General features: G+C 58.7%; 17 protein-coding genes. 15 read left to right on the top strand and 2 right to left on the bottom strand.

Features of this window, described 5'->3' with window-relative positions; genetic code table 11:
* The first annotated feature begins 1 nt into the window (after position 1).
* The 12 genes from RJ527_08035 to RJ527_07980 all read left to right on the top strand — a co-directional run bounded on the left by RJ527_08035 (position 2) and on the right by RJ527_07980 (position 12,448).
* Complete coding sequence (locus tag RJ527_08035) at positions 2–1,225, top strand: hypothetical protein (protein ID WND77682.1); 1,224 nt, start codon at positions 2–4, stop codon at positions 1,223–1,225.
* An 81-nt stretch (positions 1,226–1,306) separates the two neighbouring features.
* Positions 1,307–2,305, top strand: a complete 999-nt coding sequence (gene pseB, locus RJ527_08030) for a UDP-N-acetylglucosamine 4,6-dehydratase (inverting) (GenBank protein ID WND77681.1) — start codon at positions 1,307–1,309, stop codon at positions 2,303–2,305.
* Positions 2,302–3,489: a UDP-4-amino-4,6-dideoxy-N-acetyl-beta-L-altrosamine transaminase gene (gene pseC / locus RJ527_08025; GenBank protein ID WND77680.1), complete on the top strand. Its 1,188-nt coding sequence runs from the start codon at positions 2,302–2,304 to the stop codon at positions 3,487–3,489. The genes pseB and pseC overlap by 4 nt, the downstream gene beginning before the upstream one ends.
* Complete coding sequence (locus RJ527_08020) at positions 3,486–5,240, top strand: ABC transporter ATP-binding protein (GenBank protein WND77679.1); 1,755 nt, start codon at positions 3,486–3,488, stop codon at positions 5,238–5,240. The genes pseC and RJ527_08020 overlap by 4 nt, the downstream gene beginning before the upstream one ends.
* 18 nt (positions 5,241–5,258) lie before the next feature.
* Entirely contained in the window at positions 5,259–5,843 is a 585-nt protein-coding gene (locus tag RJ527_08015) for an SIS domain-containing protein (GenBank protein ID WND77678.1), read from the top strand.
* Positions 5,844–5,888: 45 nt separating this feature from the next.
* Positions 5,889–6,128, top strand: coding sequence for an acyl carrier protein (locus RJ527_08010; GenBank protein ID WND77677.1), 240 nt, complete (start codon positions 5,889–5,891; stop codon positions 6,126–6,128).
* Positions 6,125–7,234 carry an SDR family oxidoreductase gene (locus tag RJ527_08005; GenBank protein ID WND77676.1) on the top strand — a complete coding sequence of 370 codons (1,110 nt, stop codon included), beginning with the start codon at positions 6,125–6,127 and terminating at the stop codon, positions 7,232–7,234. The genes RJ527_08010 and RJ527_08005 overlap by 4 nt, the downstream gene beginning before the upstream one ends.
* Entirely contained in the window at positions 7,231–8,871 is a 1,641-nt protein-coding gene (locus RJ527_08000; protein WND77675.1) for an HAD-IIIC family phosphatase, read from the top strand. Before RJ527_08005 ends, RJ527_08000 begins: the two co-directional genes overlap by 4 nt.
* Positions 8,855–9,751, top strand: coding sequence for an AAC(3) family N-acetyltransferase (locus tag RJ527_07995; protein WND77674.1), 897 nt, complete (start codon positions 8,855–8,857; stop codon positions 9,749–9,751). The genes RJ527_08000 and RJ527_07995 overlap by 17 nt, the downstream gene beginning before the upstream one ends.
* An 8-nt stretch (positions 9,752–9,759) precedes the next feature.
* The gene (locus RJ527_07990) at positions 9,760–11,091 is read left to right on the top strand and encodes a DUF4910 domain-containing protein (GenBank protein ID WND77673.1); all 1,332 of its coding nucleotides are present in this window, start codon (positions 9,760–9,762) and stop codon (positions 11,089–11,091) included.
* Between the two features lie 54 nt (positions 11,092–11,145).
* Positions 11,146–12,018 carry a methyltransferase domain-containing protein gene (locus tag RJ527_07985; protein ID WND77672.1) on the top strand — a complete coding sequence of 291 codons (873 nt, stop codon included), beginning with the start codon at positions 11,146–11,148 and terminating at the stop codon, positions 12,016–12,018.
* Positions 11,978–12,448 (top strand): GtrA family protein, encoded by a 471-nt coding sequence (locus RJ527_07980; protein ID WND77671.1) that lies wholly within the window; start codon positions 11,978–11,980, stop codon positions 12,446–12,448. Before RJ527_07985 ends, RJ527_07980 begins: the two co-directional genes overlap by 41 nt.
* A gap of 9 nt (positions 12,449–12,457) precedes the next feature.
* Here the strand turns inward: RJ527_07980 and RJ527_07975 are convergent, their stop codons facing one another.
* Together RJ527_07975 and RJ527_07970 are read right to left on the bottom strand one after the other, a co-directional pair.
* A complete protein-coding gene (locus RJ527_07975) occupies positions 12,458–13,351 on the bottom strand; it encodes a methyltransferase domain-containing protein (protein WND77670.1) in 894 nt (297 codons plus the stop codon).
* 89 nt (positions 13,352–13,440) lie between these two features.
* On the bottom strand, positions 13,441–14,148 hold the full coding sequence (locus RJ527_07970) for a class I SAM-dependent methyltransferase (GenBank protein WND77669.1): 708 nt from the start codon (positions 14,146–14,148) through the stop codon (positions 13,441–13,443).
* 79 nt (positions 14,149–14,227) lie between these two features.
* On the opposite strand from RJ527_07970, the gene RJ527_07965 reads away from it, so the two are divergent.
* From RJ527_07965 to RJ527_07955, 3 genes are read left to right on the top strand one after another with little or no spacing between them, the layout of a single operon-like run.
* Positions 14,228–15,223 carry a glycosyltransferase family 2 protein gene (locus RJ527_07965; GenBank protein WND77668.1) on the top strand — a complete coding sequence of 332 codons (996 nt, stop codon included), beginning with the start codon at positions 14,228–14,230 and terminating at the stop codon, positions 15,221–15,223.
* Positions 15,224–15,247: 24 nt separating this feature from the next.
* Complete coding sequence (locus RJ527_07960) at positions 15,248–16,060, top strand: SDR family oxidoreductase (GenBank protein ID WND77667.1); 813 nt, start codon at positions 15,248–15,250, stop codon at positions 16,058–16,060.
* On the top strand, positions 16,053–17,024 hold the full coding sequence (locus tag RJ527_07955) for a dTDP-glucose 4,6-dehydratase (protein ID WND77666.1): 972 nt from the start codon (positions 16,053–16,055) through the stop codon (positions 17,022–17,024). Before RJ527_07960 ends, RJ527_07955 begins: the two co-directional genes overlap by 8 nt.
* Positions 17,025–17,106: the final 82 nt, after the last annotated feature.

Here is a 17,106-nt window from a genome sequence, read left to right as displayed (position 1 = left end):
CATGACTCAACGCAATTTCGTGCTTCTGTGTTGGCATCTCGTTACGGAACGGGACATCATCCGCTTCGGCGGTGAAGCGTTCCAGAAGCGAGGGTATAAAGGCCGGTATGTCAGTTGCTGGCGCGCCCTCTACGAACCCGAGAACGTCATCTCGGAAGAAGGCGACTTTCGCAATCATCCCGACGCGATCGTTCCCGAATCGCGCGCCGAGCTCGAGAGCTTCCTTGACACCCTCGCTCCCGACGATTTTATCTTGATGTTGGTGCCGCTCATGCCTGAGACGGCCTGGATCTTCCAGGCGCTAGACGCCCGGAACCTGCCTTACGTTTCCGCTTGGCTCGCGAAAACGCCGGCTAACTTCCCGATTCGCTGGGACTCTCTGAAGGACGTTGGGCAGTCCGTACGGACGTGTGTGCGCGCGGCAATCAAGGCATTACGCCTCACCCGTGAGAGACTCCGCGTCTACCGCGCCGTCGGCCCGCGCTATCTTGCACTTCGGGGTCCCAAATTTTTCCTGCGCGCCGGGACCTATAGCCTCCCCTTTTTCCCGTTTGTCCCCAAGCTCCATCGCGCGGAGACGATCGACGTCGGGAGCCTCGAACTGTTCTGGGTGACCCGATCGCTTGCTAACGGATTCCTCACCCCAAACAACCCCTATGCGGTGTTCCTGGACGAGGCGATGGGCCACCATCCCGATTGGTCCATCGAAGGCGGGCGGCCGCAGGCGATGGAGGCAATCAACGCTGACATTCGGCGGACGCTCGACCGGATCGAGCGGGACACAGGACTCCCGGTCGTCATCGCGTTGCACCCCAAGTCCGCATACACACCGGAAGCTTTCCGCGAAGCTTACATGGACCGGCAGTCCATCAAACACAACACCGCGGCCCTCATACGCAATGCCGATCTGGTGATCGGCCACGCCAGCACCTCACTGACGATGGCGGTAATCTGCAACAAACCAATAATTTTTCTGACCAACCAACATATCCGTAAGAGCCGTGACGGCTTATACGTCGATTTTTTCGCCAACTGGCTCGGTAACGGCGCGACCGAGATGGAAGCTTATAGAGACGGTGGCGGGAAGCCCTTCCAAGTGCCCCTCGTCGATCGAAAGAAGTACGAACGGTATATGCGGCTGTTCGTCGCTGCAGAGGGAGCATGTACGGAATCTGTATGGGACCACGTCATCGACCGCTTTGAAGCACAAACGGGGCAGCCTTGATCCGACCCGTGTTTGGGCAACGAAACCGCAGAGGCAGCTGCCGGCCGCAGTTAGACAAGTTCAAACGAATCAGGAATCCACATGACGTCACTTGACAGCAAATCCATACTCATCACCGGCGGCACCGGCTCCTTCGGCAAGGCCTTCGTGCGGCACATGCTCGCGAACCACAACGTCAAGCGGCTGGTCGTCTACTCGCGCGATGAACTGAAGCAGTTCGAAATGGCGAACGAGCTCAACGCGCCGAACCTTCGCTACTTCATTGGTGACGTGCGCGACGTCAAGCGTCTCGAGCGCGCGCTGCACGGCATCGACATCGTCATTCACGCCGCCGCGCTGAAGCAGGTCGTCACCGCCGAGTACAATCCCATCGAGTGCATCATGACCAACGTCATGGGCGCCGAGAACGTGATCAACGCATCGATCAATGCCGGTGTGAAGAAGGTCATCGCCCTGTCGACGGACAAGGCCGTCAACCCGATCAACCTCTACGGTGCCAGCAAGCTGTGTTCCGACAAGCTGTTCGTTGCAGCGAACCATATTTCGGGAACGGCAGGCTGCCGCTTCTCGGTCGTGCGCTACGGCAACGTGATTGGATCTCGCGGCAGCGTCATTCCCGTGTTCCGCAAGCAGATGGCATCGGGCGTGCTACAGATAACGGATCCGGAGATGACCCGCTTCTGGCTGACCGTCGAACAGGGAGTGCAGTTCGTGATCGACAGCCTCGGGCGGATGCACGGCGGCGAAACCTTCATCCCGAAGATCCCCTCCATGCGGATTATTGATCTGGCCCAGGCCATAGCCCCCGATTGCAAGCAAGAGATCACCGGCATCCGTCCCGGCGAGAAGCTTCATGAAATCATGATTCCCGCCGACGAAGCCCGCCAGACGCGCGAGTTCGACACCTATTACATCATTCATCCGAGTTTCCACATGTGGGAAACCGATAAGGTCAAACTATACGAAGGCAGTGAAGGCACGCCGGTGGACAGAGGTTTCGCCTACACCAGCGACAACAACGACCGCTGGATGACTCCCGACGACCTGGCCACCATGATTTCTGAGGTCGCCCCCGCGTGACCCGGCGCTTTCTCGGTTACGGTCGCCAGACCGTCGACGAGGCCGACATCGCCGCCGTCGTCGGCGTCCTGAAGGGCGATTTCCTGACCCAGGGCCCCGCGGTCGAGCGATTCGAGGCGGCCTTGGCAGAGAGGGTCGGTGCGCGCCACGCAATCGCCGTCGCCAACGGCACCGCCGCCCTGCATATCGCCTGTCTGGCCGCCGGCCTCGGGCCCGATGACGCCGCCTTGGTTCCAACCCTAACCTTCGTAGCAACCGCCAATGCGCCGATTTACTGCGGTGCGGCGGCACGGCTCACCGACGTCGATGCGGACAGTCTGTCGATGACACCGAGTACCGTCCGCCGCCTGACGGCCCTATATGACGACGTCAAGGCGGTGATGCCCGTCCACTTCGCGGGACTCGCGACGGCGTCGGCGGAACTGCGGGCGGTCGCCGGGGACCGCATTGTGATCGAAGATGCCTGCCATGCCCTAGGCGGCACCTACGAGGACGGCAGCCCGGTCGGCGGATGCGCCCATTCCGACATGGCGGTCTTCTCGTTCCATCCTGTCAAGCCGGTGACCACGGGCGAGGGCGGCGCGGTCACCACGAACGACGATGAACTCGCGCGGCGCCTGCGGTTGTTCCGCAATCACGGGATCGAACGGGACTCTGCGCGCTTCGTCAATGTCCCCAGAGCACGCGGCGACGACGCGGAAGACGCGCCGTGGCGCTATCAGCAACAAGTACTCGGCTTCAACTACCGCATGACCGACATGCAGGCCGCCCTGGGAATTACGCAGCTCGACAAGCTCGACGAATTCATCGTGCGACGACACGAGATCGCGGCCTACTATGACGAGCGCTTTTCACGATTAGAAAACTTGGAGATCCCCCAATCCGGCGCGGACCAGCGGGCGCGCTCGGGGCTGCATCTCTACCAAATACATGTCGACTTCAGCGCCATTGGAAAGTCCCGCACCCAGGTCATGGCCGCCTTGAAGGCTGGAGGCATCGGCACCCAGGTCCACTATACTCCGGTCCACTGGCAGCCGTTTCATGCCTCGGCACCTATCCCCAACGGCGGCCTTGCGAACGCCGAACATCATTACTCGCAAACGCTTTCCATTCCCTTGTTCCCGTCTTTGACCGACGAGGACACGGAATATGTCGTGGACATGATTTCGGGAATTCTAGCATGAGCGTCGTCCAGTTCGGTCTGGCTCTGTTCAAACGCTATCCGACACTTTTCATAGGCAATGTGATGCTTGCGATGATCTTGGTCGTCGTTGACACGGCGACCTTGGCGTCCATTGCGCCAATCGTCAGCCTATTGACGCAAGGCGCGGGCAACGACCGCATCTCACCGTATGTGGCATCCTTCGTCGAGCTTTTCGGCCTGAACGGCAGCGTCACCGTTTACCTTTCGATCTTTGTCACTTTGACGATCGCCAACAGCCTGCTACTTGTGGCCATCAATTATCTGATCCTTCGAGCGCAGTTTATTGTCCGCGATGATATGATTCTCGGCTCGGCAGACCGCGTTCTGCATTCAAACATTGGCTTTATCGAAGGTCAGCGTCAGGGCGACATTATCAATACGTTGACCCAGGAAGCCGCACGCGTGACAGACGCATTCACTGCGTTGACGCGACTCATCGCGCCAGCCGCACAGACTTTCGTATTACTGTGGATTCCATTTTTCATTTCCTGGCAAGTGACAGCAATCGCTATCGCCTCCGCAGTGGCCCTACTCATCCCGCTTCGGCGGTTTCGACATCGCGTTTATGAATGCGGCAGGGAAACCACGATCTCGAACAACAATTTCGCGACGGCGCTTCAAGAGATGCTGCAGAACGCCCGTCTGATCATTGGGTTCGCCAATATGGATCAGGCGTTGGGACGACTTAGAACTGCCTTTGAACATCTTCGGACCGCGTCGATCGGGTTGCAGTTTCTGCAATCCGCGGTCTACGCGCTACATTCCCCAATTGGTATTCTCGTAGTTTTCATTACCTTCCTCTCCGGACAACACTTTGGCGTAAGCTTGGCCGAGATTGCGGTGGTCCTTTATGCATTCAATCGCCTGGCGGGAACGGTCGCCAATATCAACCAAAGCCGGTCGCAGCTGATTTCTCTTTATCCAAGTTATGAACAGGTCATTGGCGTCCGGGAAAGTGCCGAATCATCTTATGTTCATGTCGGTAGCAAAGCATTTTCCACCCTCAAGAACGACGTTTCATTAGAACACGTCTCGTTCTCCTATGACCTCGACACGCGCGTCCTAGATGATGTCAATCTGACGATTCCAGCAGGCAGGATGACCGCGCTTGTCGGCGAATCAGGTGCCGGAAAGTCGACGCTCGCAGATATCGTCATGGGGCTTAGACAGCCCACCAGTGGACAAGTGTTGATCGACGGCGAACCGATCCAAAACATTGACACCGTCGCATACCGGCGCAAGGTGGGTTATGTCCCGCAGCGGACTTCCCTGTTCAATGCCAGTATTCGGGAGAATATCGCGTGGGCGAAGCCAGATGCGACTGAATCCGACATTCTGGAAGCCTGCCGGCGCGCGAATGCCGACGAGTTCATCACCGAACTGGAAATGGGATTGGACACGATCGTCGGGGATCAAGGCTTTCGCTTGTCCGGCGGACAGGCGCAACGGATTTCCTTGGCCCGCGCCCTCGTCCGCAACCCGACCCTTTTGATCTTGGACGAAGCAACCAGTTCCCTGGACACAAAAAGCGAGAAATTGATTCAGTCGGCGATAGAGGAGATCGTCGGCCGGACAACGTTCGTGGTGATCGCCCATCGGCTATCGACCATCGTCCGGGCCGACAACATTGTCGTCCTGGATCAAGGCAGAATAGTCGAACAAGGAAGTTACCAACAACTCATGCAGCAGGGCGGTGTCTTTGCTCGATTGGTTGAATTGCAGAAACTTTGAGGAATAGAAGGGGTCAAGGTGGCACATTCCCAAAAATACATGAAACAGGTTCAGCAACTGGCCGATGAAATTGACTGCCTCGCGATCGAAAACATGGTCAAGGGGCTTGCCCAGCTACGAAATCAGGGCGGCCGTCTGTTCGTACTCGGCGTCGGCGGCAGCGCGGCAAATGCCTCGCATGCAGTCAACGATTTCAGAAAGCTATGCGGCATCGAGGCCTACGCGCCGACCGACAACGTCTCTGAACTGACCGCGCGCACGAACGACGAAGGATGGGAGTCGGTGTTCTCAGCCTGGCTGAAGATTAGCCGCATATCGGCAAAGGATGCGGTCTTCGTATTTTCCGTAGGTGGTGGAAACAAAGAAAAGAACGTCAGCGTAAACCTGTTGCATGCACTGGACGACGCCAAATCAGTTGGCGCCAAAATTTTCGGCGTCGTCGGCCGCGATGGCGGACATGCGGCAAAAGTCGGAGACACGGTGGTCATTGTGCCGACAATCGATCCCGACTTTGTGACGCCGCATACTGAAGCCTTCCAGGCGGTGGTTTGGCATTGCCTTGTCTCACATCCTGATTTGCAGATTCGGGCCACGAAATGGTAGCGGGGAGCCCGCTCCAGGATTTAGTGGAAGCGAGAATCAGATAGCATGAATTCAGAAACCCAAGAGAAGCTGAAGCAAATCTTCCTGATCGTACTGGACCAGCCTGACGATACGGACGTTGGGCAGTTGCGTCAAATCGGGTGTAGCAAGTGGGACTCCCTTGCAACGGTCTCACTCGTCGCCGCTGTAGAGTCAGAATTCGGCGTCGACCTCAACACCGCGCAACGCGAGCGATTCACTTCCTACCAATCCGTTGCCCTGTTGATCGACGAGATCCTGACGTGACAAGCTACGTCTTCGAGCTTTTTGTCGAGGAAGATGTACTTACTTCCTTTGCCGCGCTGTCCGGCGACTGGAATCCACTGCATACGGACCCAACCTATGCGGCCGCGACCCCCTACAGGCATCGGGTGTTGCACGGCGCATACACCGCAGGCTTGGTGTCGCGAATGGCGGGCATGCACTTGCCTGGAAAGGAATGCCTCTTACACAGCATGCGTTTGAAGTTTGTTGCTCCAATGGTCCCGCCGCTTACCCTTCGCGTCGAGGGCCGGGTTGAACGGCAAACCGAACAAGGGGGTGATGTCTCTGTTGAGATCTCCAACGCAGCTGACGGTCGGCGGCATGTCGAGGCACAGTATTCCTTCGGCTATCATTCCAACGGGTCCAAACCGACATCGGCAGATGCTGTACGCCCTCGATCAGAGGCGCGTTCGACCCGGGCAATTCCGGAAGAGGGTTTCGTTCTGGTCTCCGGTGCGTCAGGTGCCTTGGGGACTGCGTTGCATGATGTGCTCGGCGAGCGGATGATCCCGCTCTCCCGGTCCGATGCAATCCAAACAGAAGAGGCCCGAACGAAGGTTTGTAACGAGTTCGGCCCCAACAGCGTGAGTGGAGCCGTACATTGCGGCTGGCCGTGGCCCGACAATCGGCCGTTGATCGAACTGGAGGACTCGTCCAAGGCGCTTTCGGCTGGTCTGATTGAGCCTTTGGCCCAGGCGATCGGCATGGCTGCGCTTCTCAGAGACACAGGCCGCCCAGGTGCGACATTGGCCCTGGTCGGATCCACCGTTGGCAACCGGGGCAGACACATGTGGCGGGCACCGGTCTACTCCCTAGGCAAAGCAAGCCTGCCGACTCTTGCCCAGATTCTCGGCATGGAACTCAGCGCACATGACAGGCGTTGCGTTTGCGTGACGTTCGATACCCTATCGGGCGGCATGAGTGAACAGCTGTCGGCGGCGGCGAAGGTCGCCCTGATTGACAAGTCGCCCTGGGGACGGCTTATGACGATGGCCGAGGCCGCTGACGCCATTACCTGGGTCATGGAAAGTTCGAACCGCTTCATTTCCGGCGCCACCGTGGACATGAGTGGATGCACAATCCCGTGACCTATCTGGAGGCACAAAAGGCCCTAAGGGCCGTGAGCGGCCGACAAAAGACAACGGTGCGAATGATCGGATCCTGTACCCTGGATTCTATCTGCCTCTTTACTCGAGCGGCCTTCGCAAGAAGCGGCGTCAATCTTGCCATTGACACCATTCCCTACGGAACGCTGCATCAGCATTTGGCGAGTGTTCATGACGACACGGAGGAGATCGCATTCATTCTGCCATGGGATTTGTGCGGCGCCTTGGATTGGCGCGGCGGGGTGCCCAAAGTTGACGCCGAACTTGACCTGCTTCTAGACAACGCGGCGCAGACGATGCAAATGCTGCGGCATCGGTGCAAGGAGATGATTGTCTATGTTGACGCACCGGTATTGCCTGTTTTCCGAAACACCCATGATCAGGTGCGCCTGAGCTCCGGGCTCCGAGTAGCCGCCGATGCCATGCAGGCCGTCATTCTTCCCGCGTCATTCTTTTCCATGGCCGCCTATCTCACGAGCGGCGAGCCCATATCTGGCACGCATCTGGCGCGGACCGGAAGCGCGATCTTCGATCGGATACGCGCGGTCACCGAACGCGGTGGAAAAAAGGTACTCGTCACCGACCTCGACAATTGCCTTTGGCACGGGATCGTTGGAGAAGATGGACCGGATGGCGTATCCGCCGATCCCGAAGGTCGTTCCTATCGCCATTTCATTTATCAATCTTTCCTGCGCCGGCTCTCCGAAGACGGGATCATACTGGCAGTTGCAAGCCGCAATGATCCCGACCTCGCGCGAAGCCCGCTTGAACGCAGCGAAATGCAACTCAATCCCGACGATTTCGCCGCAATTGAAGCCGGCTATGGCGCCAAATCAGCTGCGGTTAGGTCAATTTCTGCAGCTTTGAATTTGGGGTTGGAATCGTTTGTCTTTGTCGATGACAACCCGGTCGAACTTGCGGAAGTAGCAAGCGAGCTTCCCGAGGTAAGCACGGTCCTGTTTCCGTCGGATGACCAGGATCTGCCGGCATTTTTCTCTCGGTTGAATGGCCTGTTCCATCGCGACACCCTGACCGAGGAAGACCGACGGCGGCAAGAGTTCTATCGAAATCGAGCATCTCTTGCAGAACGCGCGAAAAGCGCAACGTCGGTAGATGAGTTCCTCCGAAGCCTTCACATGAAGATGGAGATAAACTCCCGCACCCCCGCATCATGGTCGCGTGCGGTTCAGTTGATCAACAAGACCAACCAATTCAATCTCAACGGTCGGAGATGGGCCGAAAGCGACATTGCGCGGATTTTGGACGAAGGCGGACGACTGCTCACTGCCAAGCTGACTGACAGTTCGGGCGAGCATGGGGAAATTATCTCGTTCCTCATTGACGGTCATTCCAAGGTTCGGGCATTCGTCATGTCCTGCCGAGTGTTCCAGCGTCGGGTCGAATACGCGTTCCTATTGGCCCTGTCCGACAGCCTTCCCGACGAAATTGAGTTCGACTTCGCGGAGACCGAACGCAATACGCCATTCTCGATGTTCATTGACGATCCCGCCTTTTCGACGGAAGACGGCGTAACGCGTTGCAATCTTCGAGACCTGAAAGAAGGTCATAAATTCGATTCCGACCTTTTCACCGTAGAGAGAAATGATGCAGGAAGCTGACGCCCGTTCCGCGCTCGACGCTATTCTGGACCATTTGAATATCGGGGCCGGGCAGGCAATCATGCTTCATTCGGACATGAGCGGAGTTCCCCTGCCGAAAATCACCGCGCCGCTCACGCCGTCCGGACTGCGCCAACAAAGAGATCAACTGTGCCGGTTCGTATATGATGCACTGATCGAAAGGTTGGGGGACTCCGGAACGCTGGTCGTCCCCACGTTCACCTATTCAACAAGCGCGCCAGGCAACGCCTTTCACCTTGAATCCACCCCATCGGAGGTCGGCCCGCTTTCCGAGTTCGTCAGATGCCAAGCAGGCGCCTACCGGTCCTTGCATCCAATTTTCTCTATCGCCGCAATCGGCGCCCTGGCGGCAACGCTCACTGAAAACGCGGGTCCCGCGGCCTTCGGCCAGAACAGTCCTTGGCAACGATTTTCCGAACACGACGTCCGGATCATCACCTTGGGGACCCCGTTTCGGACGTCTGCGACCTACGTTCATCATTTAGAGCAATGCTTCGGGTCTCCGCACCGGTTTCACAAAGTCCTGGATACAGCCGTATTTCAGAACGGGATTCAGATCGAGGGAACCTGGCTTGCCTACCTCCGATTTCGAAGTGTCGACCTCGACATCGATCTCGTTCGGTTCGAAGCTGCGCTTCGTGACGACGGGGCTCTGCTTGAGACCGATTGGAATGGAAAAACCAGTTCTGCTGTCGACGTGAAGAATGTTGATCGTGTCGGTTACGGAATGCTGCAGTCCGATCCATGGGCGTTCACCAATCGGCGCGTCGTCATGGAGATTCAGGAATCCATTTCGGCCGATGGGCCCAGCGCCAGTTCTCACGCAAAGTTCGAGCTCAAACTCATTTCGTCGGAGTAGGCGCAAAAGTGACCATCGAGTTTTCCTTCACCGGCGCTGATATCTACGCGCTTGCGGAAGAGCTGTTTCCCATCCACCGTTCCATCACCGGCAACGGCGTTCGTCGGACCCATGACATCATCCGCAAGGTAATCCCCGGGCTTGTCAGCCACGAGATCCCGAGCGGCACCAAATGCTTCGACTGGACGCTTCCCGACGAATGGAACGCCACTGAAGCATATATCGCAGACATGGACGGGCGACGTGTACTCGATATTCAGGACAACAACCTGCACCTCGCCAATTATTCGGTGGCTGTCGACGACGTGGTGACCCGCGCGGGCCTGGAAACGCATCTCCGCAGTCTGCCGGATATGCCGGATGCCATTCCCTACGTGACGACATACTTTGACCGCACCTGGATATTCTGCCTGACAGAGCGCCAGAAGCAGACACTGACGGACGACCGGTATCGCGTCGTGGTCAAATCCACACTCGCGCCTGGTGCGCTGACCTACGGTGAATTACTGATTCCCGGCCGACTCAAAGACGAAATTCTGATCCATACCTACACCTGCCATCCCGCGATGGGAAACAACGAAACCTCCGGGATGGCAGTGACCGCCTACCTCGCACGGGCGATCGAGGACATGCCGGATCGCCGATACAGCTATCGTATCGTCTATGCACCGGAAACCATCGGGGCCGTCGCCTACATAAGCCGCAACCTGGAAGCGTTGCGGCGGTCCGTGATCGCTGGGTTCGTCATGACCTGCGTTGGCGACGATCGTGCATGGTCGCTTCTGCCGGCGCGACGGGCGGGGTGCCTGACGGAGCGCGCGGCCCGATATGCGCTCGAGAAGATTTTGGGCGTCCCCTACACGGCCTATTCCTATCTTGACCGCGGGTCCGACGAACGCCAGTACTGTGCGCCGGGAATAAACCTGCCTGTCGTCTCGATCATGCGCAGCAAGTACGGCGCCTATCCGGAATACCACACATCGCTGGACGACATGTCCGTGCTATCGCCTGCCGGCTTGTGGGGCGGGTTCATTGCGACATATCGCGCCATCGAGATCATCGAACGCAACGAGACCTTGGTAACGACGGTACTGTGCGAACCTTGGCTGAGTCCACGCGGGCTGCGCATGCCGCTGAAGGACGGCAAAACACTCGACAACTTCTCGCGCACCGTTTCCCACTTGGTCGGATACAGCGACGGCACAATAGACCTTTTAGCTCTCGCCGAACTCACCGGTCTACCGTTCCACGATCTCGTCCTGGTAGCCGATTCCCTGAAAGACCAGGGGCTCCTGAAGCCGGTCGGCGAAACGCCGTCCCCGGATCAATTGACGTCCTGAATGTAAAGTCGTCTTCGCTCAATGCCCACAAGCAAGAAATTGTTGACCGGAATCATGCGCATCGTGATCGAGCGATTACTGCTTCCCGTCACGTTTCCCGTCATGCGTTTTGTAAAAGATCAGTTGTTCCTCCACCGACTTGCGAACGACGCGCTTCCACCGTCGCCTTTTGCCGCACTTTTGATCTTCTGTGCCCGCGGGTGCACCCATCTCGCCCGCACCTATCGGCGTGCGTTCGACGACTACGCGCTGCGCCGCTACTCACGCTTCGTGAAACGTCATTACGGCAAGGAAGGGCGCGGGTACTTTTCCTACGATGGCTTGTCGGACAAGGACAAGGCGGCCCTCTACGGTCAACCCGACGGGCGCATCCGCAGATTCATCGAGACCTTTCCGGATCTGCTTGGCTACCGCGACGGTGACAGTTTCTTCGACGCCGGATGCGGACGGGGCCAGAACGTCAAGGTCCTGCGCGAGCTGTTTCCGAACTCGCCGGTCCTGGCCAAGGACATCAGCGCCGAAGCGGTCAGCGTCATCGGCCTCGCGGTCGCTTCGCCGCTCGTCACGACCGGCACGGTCGATCTCTCGGACCCGGCCTCGTTCGCCGACCTCGGCGATGGCGCCTATGACCACGTCGTCATCTCTCATGTGCTCTCTGTCATCCTAGGAGACGGACTTGAAGAGACCCGAAGCCTACGGCAGCGGATCATCACGGACCTCGTCCGGGTCGCGCGAAAGTCGCTGCTGATCATCGACGGTCCGGCCATCGTCGCCGACAGAGAGGGTTTCCAAATCGAACAGATGGATCGGGGCTGGTTCGCCGGGTCCATAAGGCCGTATTTTGCCCAGGCCGATGGACGGATCATCACCCTTCAAGAAGGCGGCAGTGTCGGCATCCTCTACCAACCCGGCAACGGCCGAACGTGACGGCGCGTTCGACTACCGCTTCATCAGTGCTGTCCTTCGAGTGCGCCGGATGGACATGAGGGAGCTCATGCGTTTCGCGGCGACCGGCGGCGTCTCGGCCGGGGTCTATGCCATGGTGCTGGCACTACTTCTTCACCAGACGGCGGCCCATACAGCGGCGGCGGCGGCATACGTCGCGGCCATGTCAGTGAACTACTTGATGCAGCGCGTCTGGACCTTCCGAAGCACGCGCCGCCACAGAGAGGCCCTGCCCCGTTATCTGATGACGCACGCGGGCGGTATATTGTTGAATTCAACCATTCTTCACATCTGTGTTGATCTGCAGAACTACCCGATTCTGCCCGTGCAGGTCGGCGCGCTTCTGATCGTCGCAGGCTGGAGCTTTCTTCTTCAGAAGGCCTGGGTCTTTCATTCAAAAGCGAAACCCTGAACCCGCAGATCACGCGCGATCTTTTTCCGCGACGACCAGAAGGCACGGGGCCATACCTTCGAATGCCTTGCGATTGATAAATGGCCAGTCGAGAATCTTGACCGGAAAGGTGAGCGCGCACAAAAGCAAATAGGCGCCGCTCTTGATTCGATCATTGCCGAAACTCAGGACGATCGAGCCGAATTCGACAAGGCCGAGCAGAAAGTAAGATACCGGACCCGAGACGTTTCGCGTTTCGAGCACCCGAAAATCCCTGAACAGAACCGCCAGACCTTGGTTCGTGTACCGATGGTAATCATGGGGCGATGAATGGAAATGATAGAGAAACGGCACCATATGAACCGTCTTTCCGCCCCGCTTGATGCATCGCGCGAGTTCTGACACAAGGCTGTCCGGCGCGGCAAGATGTTCGATCACGCCCCACGACGTCGCCCCATCGAGCGAGCCGTCCCTGAACGGCAGGCGCGCGCAGATGTCGCAGACGATATCAACGGCCGCGTAATCGGAGAAATCGAGCGTTATCACGTTCGGATCGATCCGCTGGCTTCCCGATCCGCAGTCGATGACGATGTGGTCCGTGACGTCGAAGGCCTTCCGAAGCTCGCGTCGGCGGCGCACGGGAAAGTCGGGCGCGACGATATCCACGACGGTCCGGTAATGGCGCCCAATGACGTTGCGCAACCGGCTTTTTATGTCGTCGAAATCGTCGCCGGCGCTCTGCGGCTCGACGAAATAGATGCGCCCATCCCGCACAGGATAATCAGCCGGACAGGCCGGACAGTGACAATTGTGATCGGTTACATTAATCCCTGTTCCACATGTCGGACAGGCCAGCAGATCGGCGACACGTGCAAGGCGCTGCCTGCGCGCGGCGATTTCCGCGTCACGGTCAGCGCGGAACATGACGGCCTCGGCATGCCGTGGGGTAACCCTGTGGCTCGACGTGCGCGGGTACTGCCCGTGCGGATTGAGGTTGATAGTCGTTCGGCATGTCAGTCAGCCTCTGTTTTTCGGCCATGGGTGATGAACTGGGCGCCCAGGGGGACGCGAGCCATCAGGCGCTCCACGCTCCGCGCCCAGGTGGACTTGAAGGGAAGAAACGCAATAAAGCGAGTGTCGACGCCAGCGAAACCCGCGCCTTCCAGAAGGCCCGTGCATTCCCCTGATCGAAGCAAGATCGCGTTGCGGTCCATGTCGCAGGTGTTAACGACATGGCGGGTCACGGGATTGAGCGGATTGTGCTCGATGACGATGCCCAGTCCATCGGGTCGGACCACCCTACTTAACTCGGCGGTGAATGCCGAGCGGTCAGCTGGCGGCACGTGGTGCAGGACGCAGATCGCATATGCGGCGTCGAACGTGCCATCGTCGAATGGAAGACGCCGCCCGTCGTACCGCAGGAACCGGCTGTCCGGGCAGCGCTGCAACGCCAAATCGATGGACGCCTGGGAAACGTCGACCCCGACTAGGTCGATGTCCCGACGGACAGCGCGCAGGTGCGGATGAATGGCTCCGACGCCGCATCCAATATCCAGCACGCAGGGTGCCGCTGCCATGCCCGCGGCGTCCAGGAGATTGGAAATTTCGGTTGCCTTGAGGGCCGTGAAGAACGCATGGTCGCAGCCGGAAAACTCGATGCTCTGATTGATCGAATCCGCGTATTCATGTGCGTGGTGGTCGAACTCATCGGTCTTCGGCACCGACAACTCCTTTCCCAGGGTTCGGCGTGGCGCAGGCAGCCGAAACGTACCATTGTTATGAAAGCAGACACCAGTAGACATGACCGCGCCCGAATCCAATAGAAAATCGCCGGAGGCGGCAGCCGGACGCCCGCCCAGGCTGTCGGTCGTCGCGCCATGCTACAACGAAGAGGGCAATCTCGACGCCCTTGAGGCGCGTGTGATGGCTGCCTGCACGGCGGCGGTCGGTGACGACTTCGAGATCATCCTAGTCGACGACGGATCCCGCGATTCGACCTGGCGTATGATCCAGGAGAAATCGGGACGCAACCGTCATATCCGGGGGATTTCCTTGTCGCGGAATTTTGGACACCAGATCGCGTTGAGCGCGGGGCTCGACGCGTGCACCGGCGACTGGGTCTTCGTCATCGACGCCGATCTTCAGGACCCGCCCGAACTTCTCTCCGACATGCTGAAGCTCGGCGAAGAAGGCGCGGACGTCGTGTACGGCAGGCGGCGCAACCGACCTGGGGATTCGATCGCACGGAAGCTGGCGGCGGCCGCCTTCTACCGGATACTGAATGCGTTGTCGGACTTCCACATTCCTGCGGATACAGGCGATTTTCGTCTGATGAGCCGCCGCGTCATGGACGCTCTCATGCAGATGCCCGAACGGCACCGCTACATCCGCGGCATGGTCAGCTGGGTTGGGTTCCGTCAGGTTCCTATCCTTTATGACCGGGATCCCCGCGCCGTTGGCGTGACGGGATACAATTTCCGCCGCCTTATCAGCTTTGCGATCGACGCCATCGTCGGGTTCTCAGACAAGCCGCTGCGGTTGGCCTCGCAATTGGGAATTCTCATCATCGCGCTTGGGGGGGCCGCGATCGTTTTTCTGATCTATCTATGGCTGTTCAGCCAGGTCGAAGCACCGGGATGGATCAGCCTAATGGCGACGGTTCTGTTCCTTGGCGGCCTCAATCTTCTTTTCCTGGGCCTGATCGGCGAGTACGTCGGCCGCACCTTCGAACAGGCCAAGAACAGGCCTCTATACATTGTGGCCGGACGCACGGGCGCGCAGGACGACGGGCGCTAAGCGCTCGTTCGCGGGGAGTTCAAGATGCCGATGCGGAAGCCCGCCGTTCTGGTCGCCGGCCAATCCAGCTTTCTCGCGCGCCATTTCATTGCCGCCGCCAGCGACCGATTGTCGGTTACCGGCATCGACCGCATCGACACGACATCCCTCGGTGACGCGACTTTCGACGTCGCGGTCAACTTCGCCTGCGAACCCGGCTATTACACCAACGAGTACGCCGCCGCCGTCGACCTCGACCGCATTCTCGCGGACGGCCTGCGTGGGCGAATCGGACACTATGTCATGCTGAGTTCGCGCGTTGTATACGGACGGACAGAGCGCCTCTGCATTTCAGAAACCAGTATGACCGACCCCCAATCGCCCTACGCCCGTAACAAGTCCGAGACGGAGCGGCGACTGCTCGACGATCCCAGCCTTACCGTCTCGATCCTGCGCCTCGCCAATGTGTTCGGACAGGAGCAGGGCCGCAGGACGTTCTCAGGACAGGCTTTGGCCTCCCTGAGAAGAGCGGGGCAAGTCGTGCTCGACATTTCACCCGATACCCGTCGCGACTTCCTCCCCGTCGGTGATTTCGCCCGGATTCTCGTAATGATCGCGGCGCAGCCCCCCGGAGGCATCCTCAATGTTGGATCGGGCGTACCGACGCGTGTTGGCGACATGGCTGACTGGTTCGTCGCGGGATACGGATCAGGCCGCGTCACGACAACAGGTGACCGACGCAAGGATGAATTTTGCCTTGATATAGCGCGGCTGGCGAAGATAGTCGGCGACGTGACGTCGCCCGGCCGGATCAAAGGGGCGGCGATAGAGGCGGGACGGGGGCTAAGACATGCGTAATATTCTATTGACCGGAGGGGCCGGATTCATCGGCTCACATGTGCTCGACCTGCTTGTCGACGCCTATCCAGACGCTGTGATCACGGTACTCGACCGCATGACCTATGCGGCCGACTTCGAGAACATCTCCCATCTGCTCGATCGCGAGAAGCGGACGCTGGTCGTCGGAAACGTCACGGATCTACAGTTATGCACGCGCCTTACCCGCGATGTGGATTGCGTGATCCATGCCGCGGCGGAAAGCCATGTCGACAATTCCTTCGGCAACTCAATCGAATTCACGTTGTCCAACACGCTGGGCACTCACACTCTGCTTGAAGCCGCCCGCATCAACCAGACTCCCCTGCTCGTTCATGTCAGTACGGACGAGGTTTACGGCGAGGTTCTGGAAGGCAAGTCTCGGGAGAGCGACTCCCTGGACCCTAGCAATCCCTACTCGGCCTCAAAAGCCGGTGCGGAGATGATCGTTCGGAGCTATCAATACTCCTTTTCCATGCCGATCATCACCGCCCGCGCGAACAATATCTTCGGCGCCCGTCAGTACCCCGAAAAGATCGTGCCCAAGTTCACCATGCAGTTGCTGTCCGGCCAGAACCTGACGGTCCACGGAAATGGCATGAACACGCGCCATTATCTCGCCGCCCAGGATTTCGCGCGGGCACTTCTGACATTGATCGAAAGCGGCAGGACCGGAGAGATCTATAACATTGGGACGACACATGAATTGACCAACCTGGAAGTCGCCGCGATGCTCTGCAGTCAGTTCGGCGTCGATCCGAAATCGGTCGTTTCATTCATCGACGACAGGCCGTTCAACGACCGGCGGTATTCCGTAGACACGTCAAAGATAGGCGCACTCGGCTGGGCACCCACAATCACGCTGGAGGATGCCCTGCCGCAGATCGTGGATTGGTATCGGAACAATCAGCACCGCTATCGGCACTTGTTCTATCAGGCGACCTAGTATCGCCTCACGCGTGCGATTTTGCCTAGGCAGGAATCCTGTAAATCCACTTTGCTGCGGGTGCCCGATCTATACGCCGAAA

The organism is Thalassospiraceae bacterium LMO-SO8 (genome assembly GCA_031655335.1).
GTDB lineage: Bacteria > Pseudomonadota > Alphaproteobacteria > Rhodospirillales > Casp-alpha2 > UBA1479.
The sequence above is the reverse complement of the archived record's forward strand: the minus strand, read 5'-3'. Positions and strand labels throughout refer to the sequence as shown.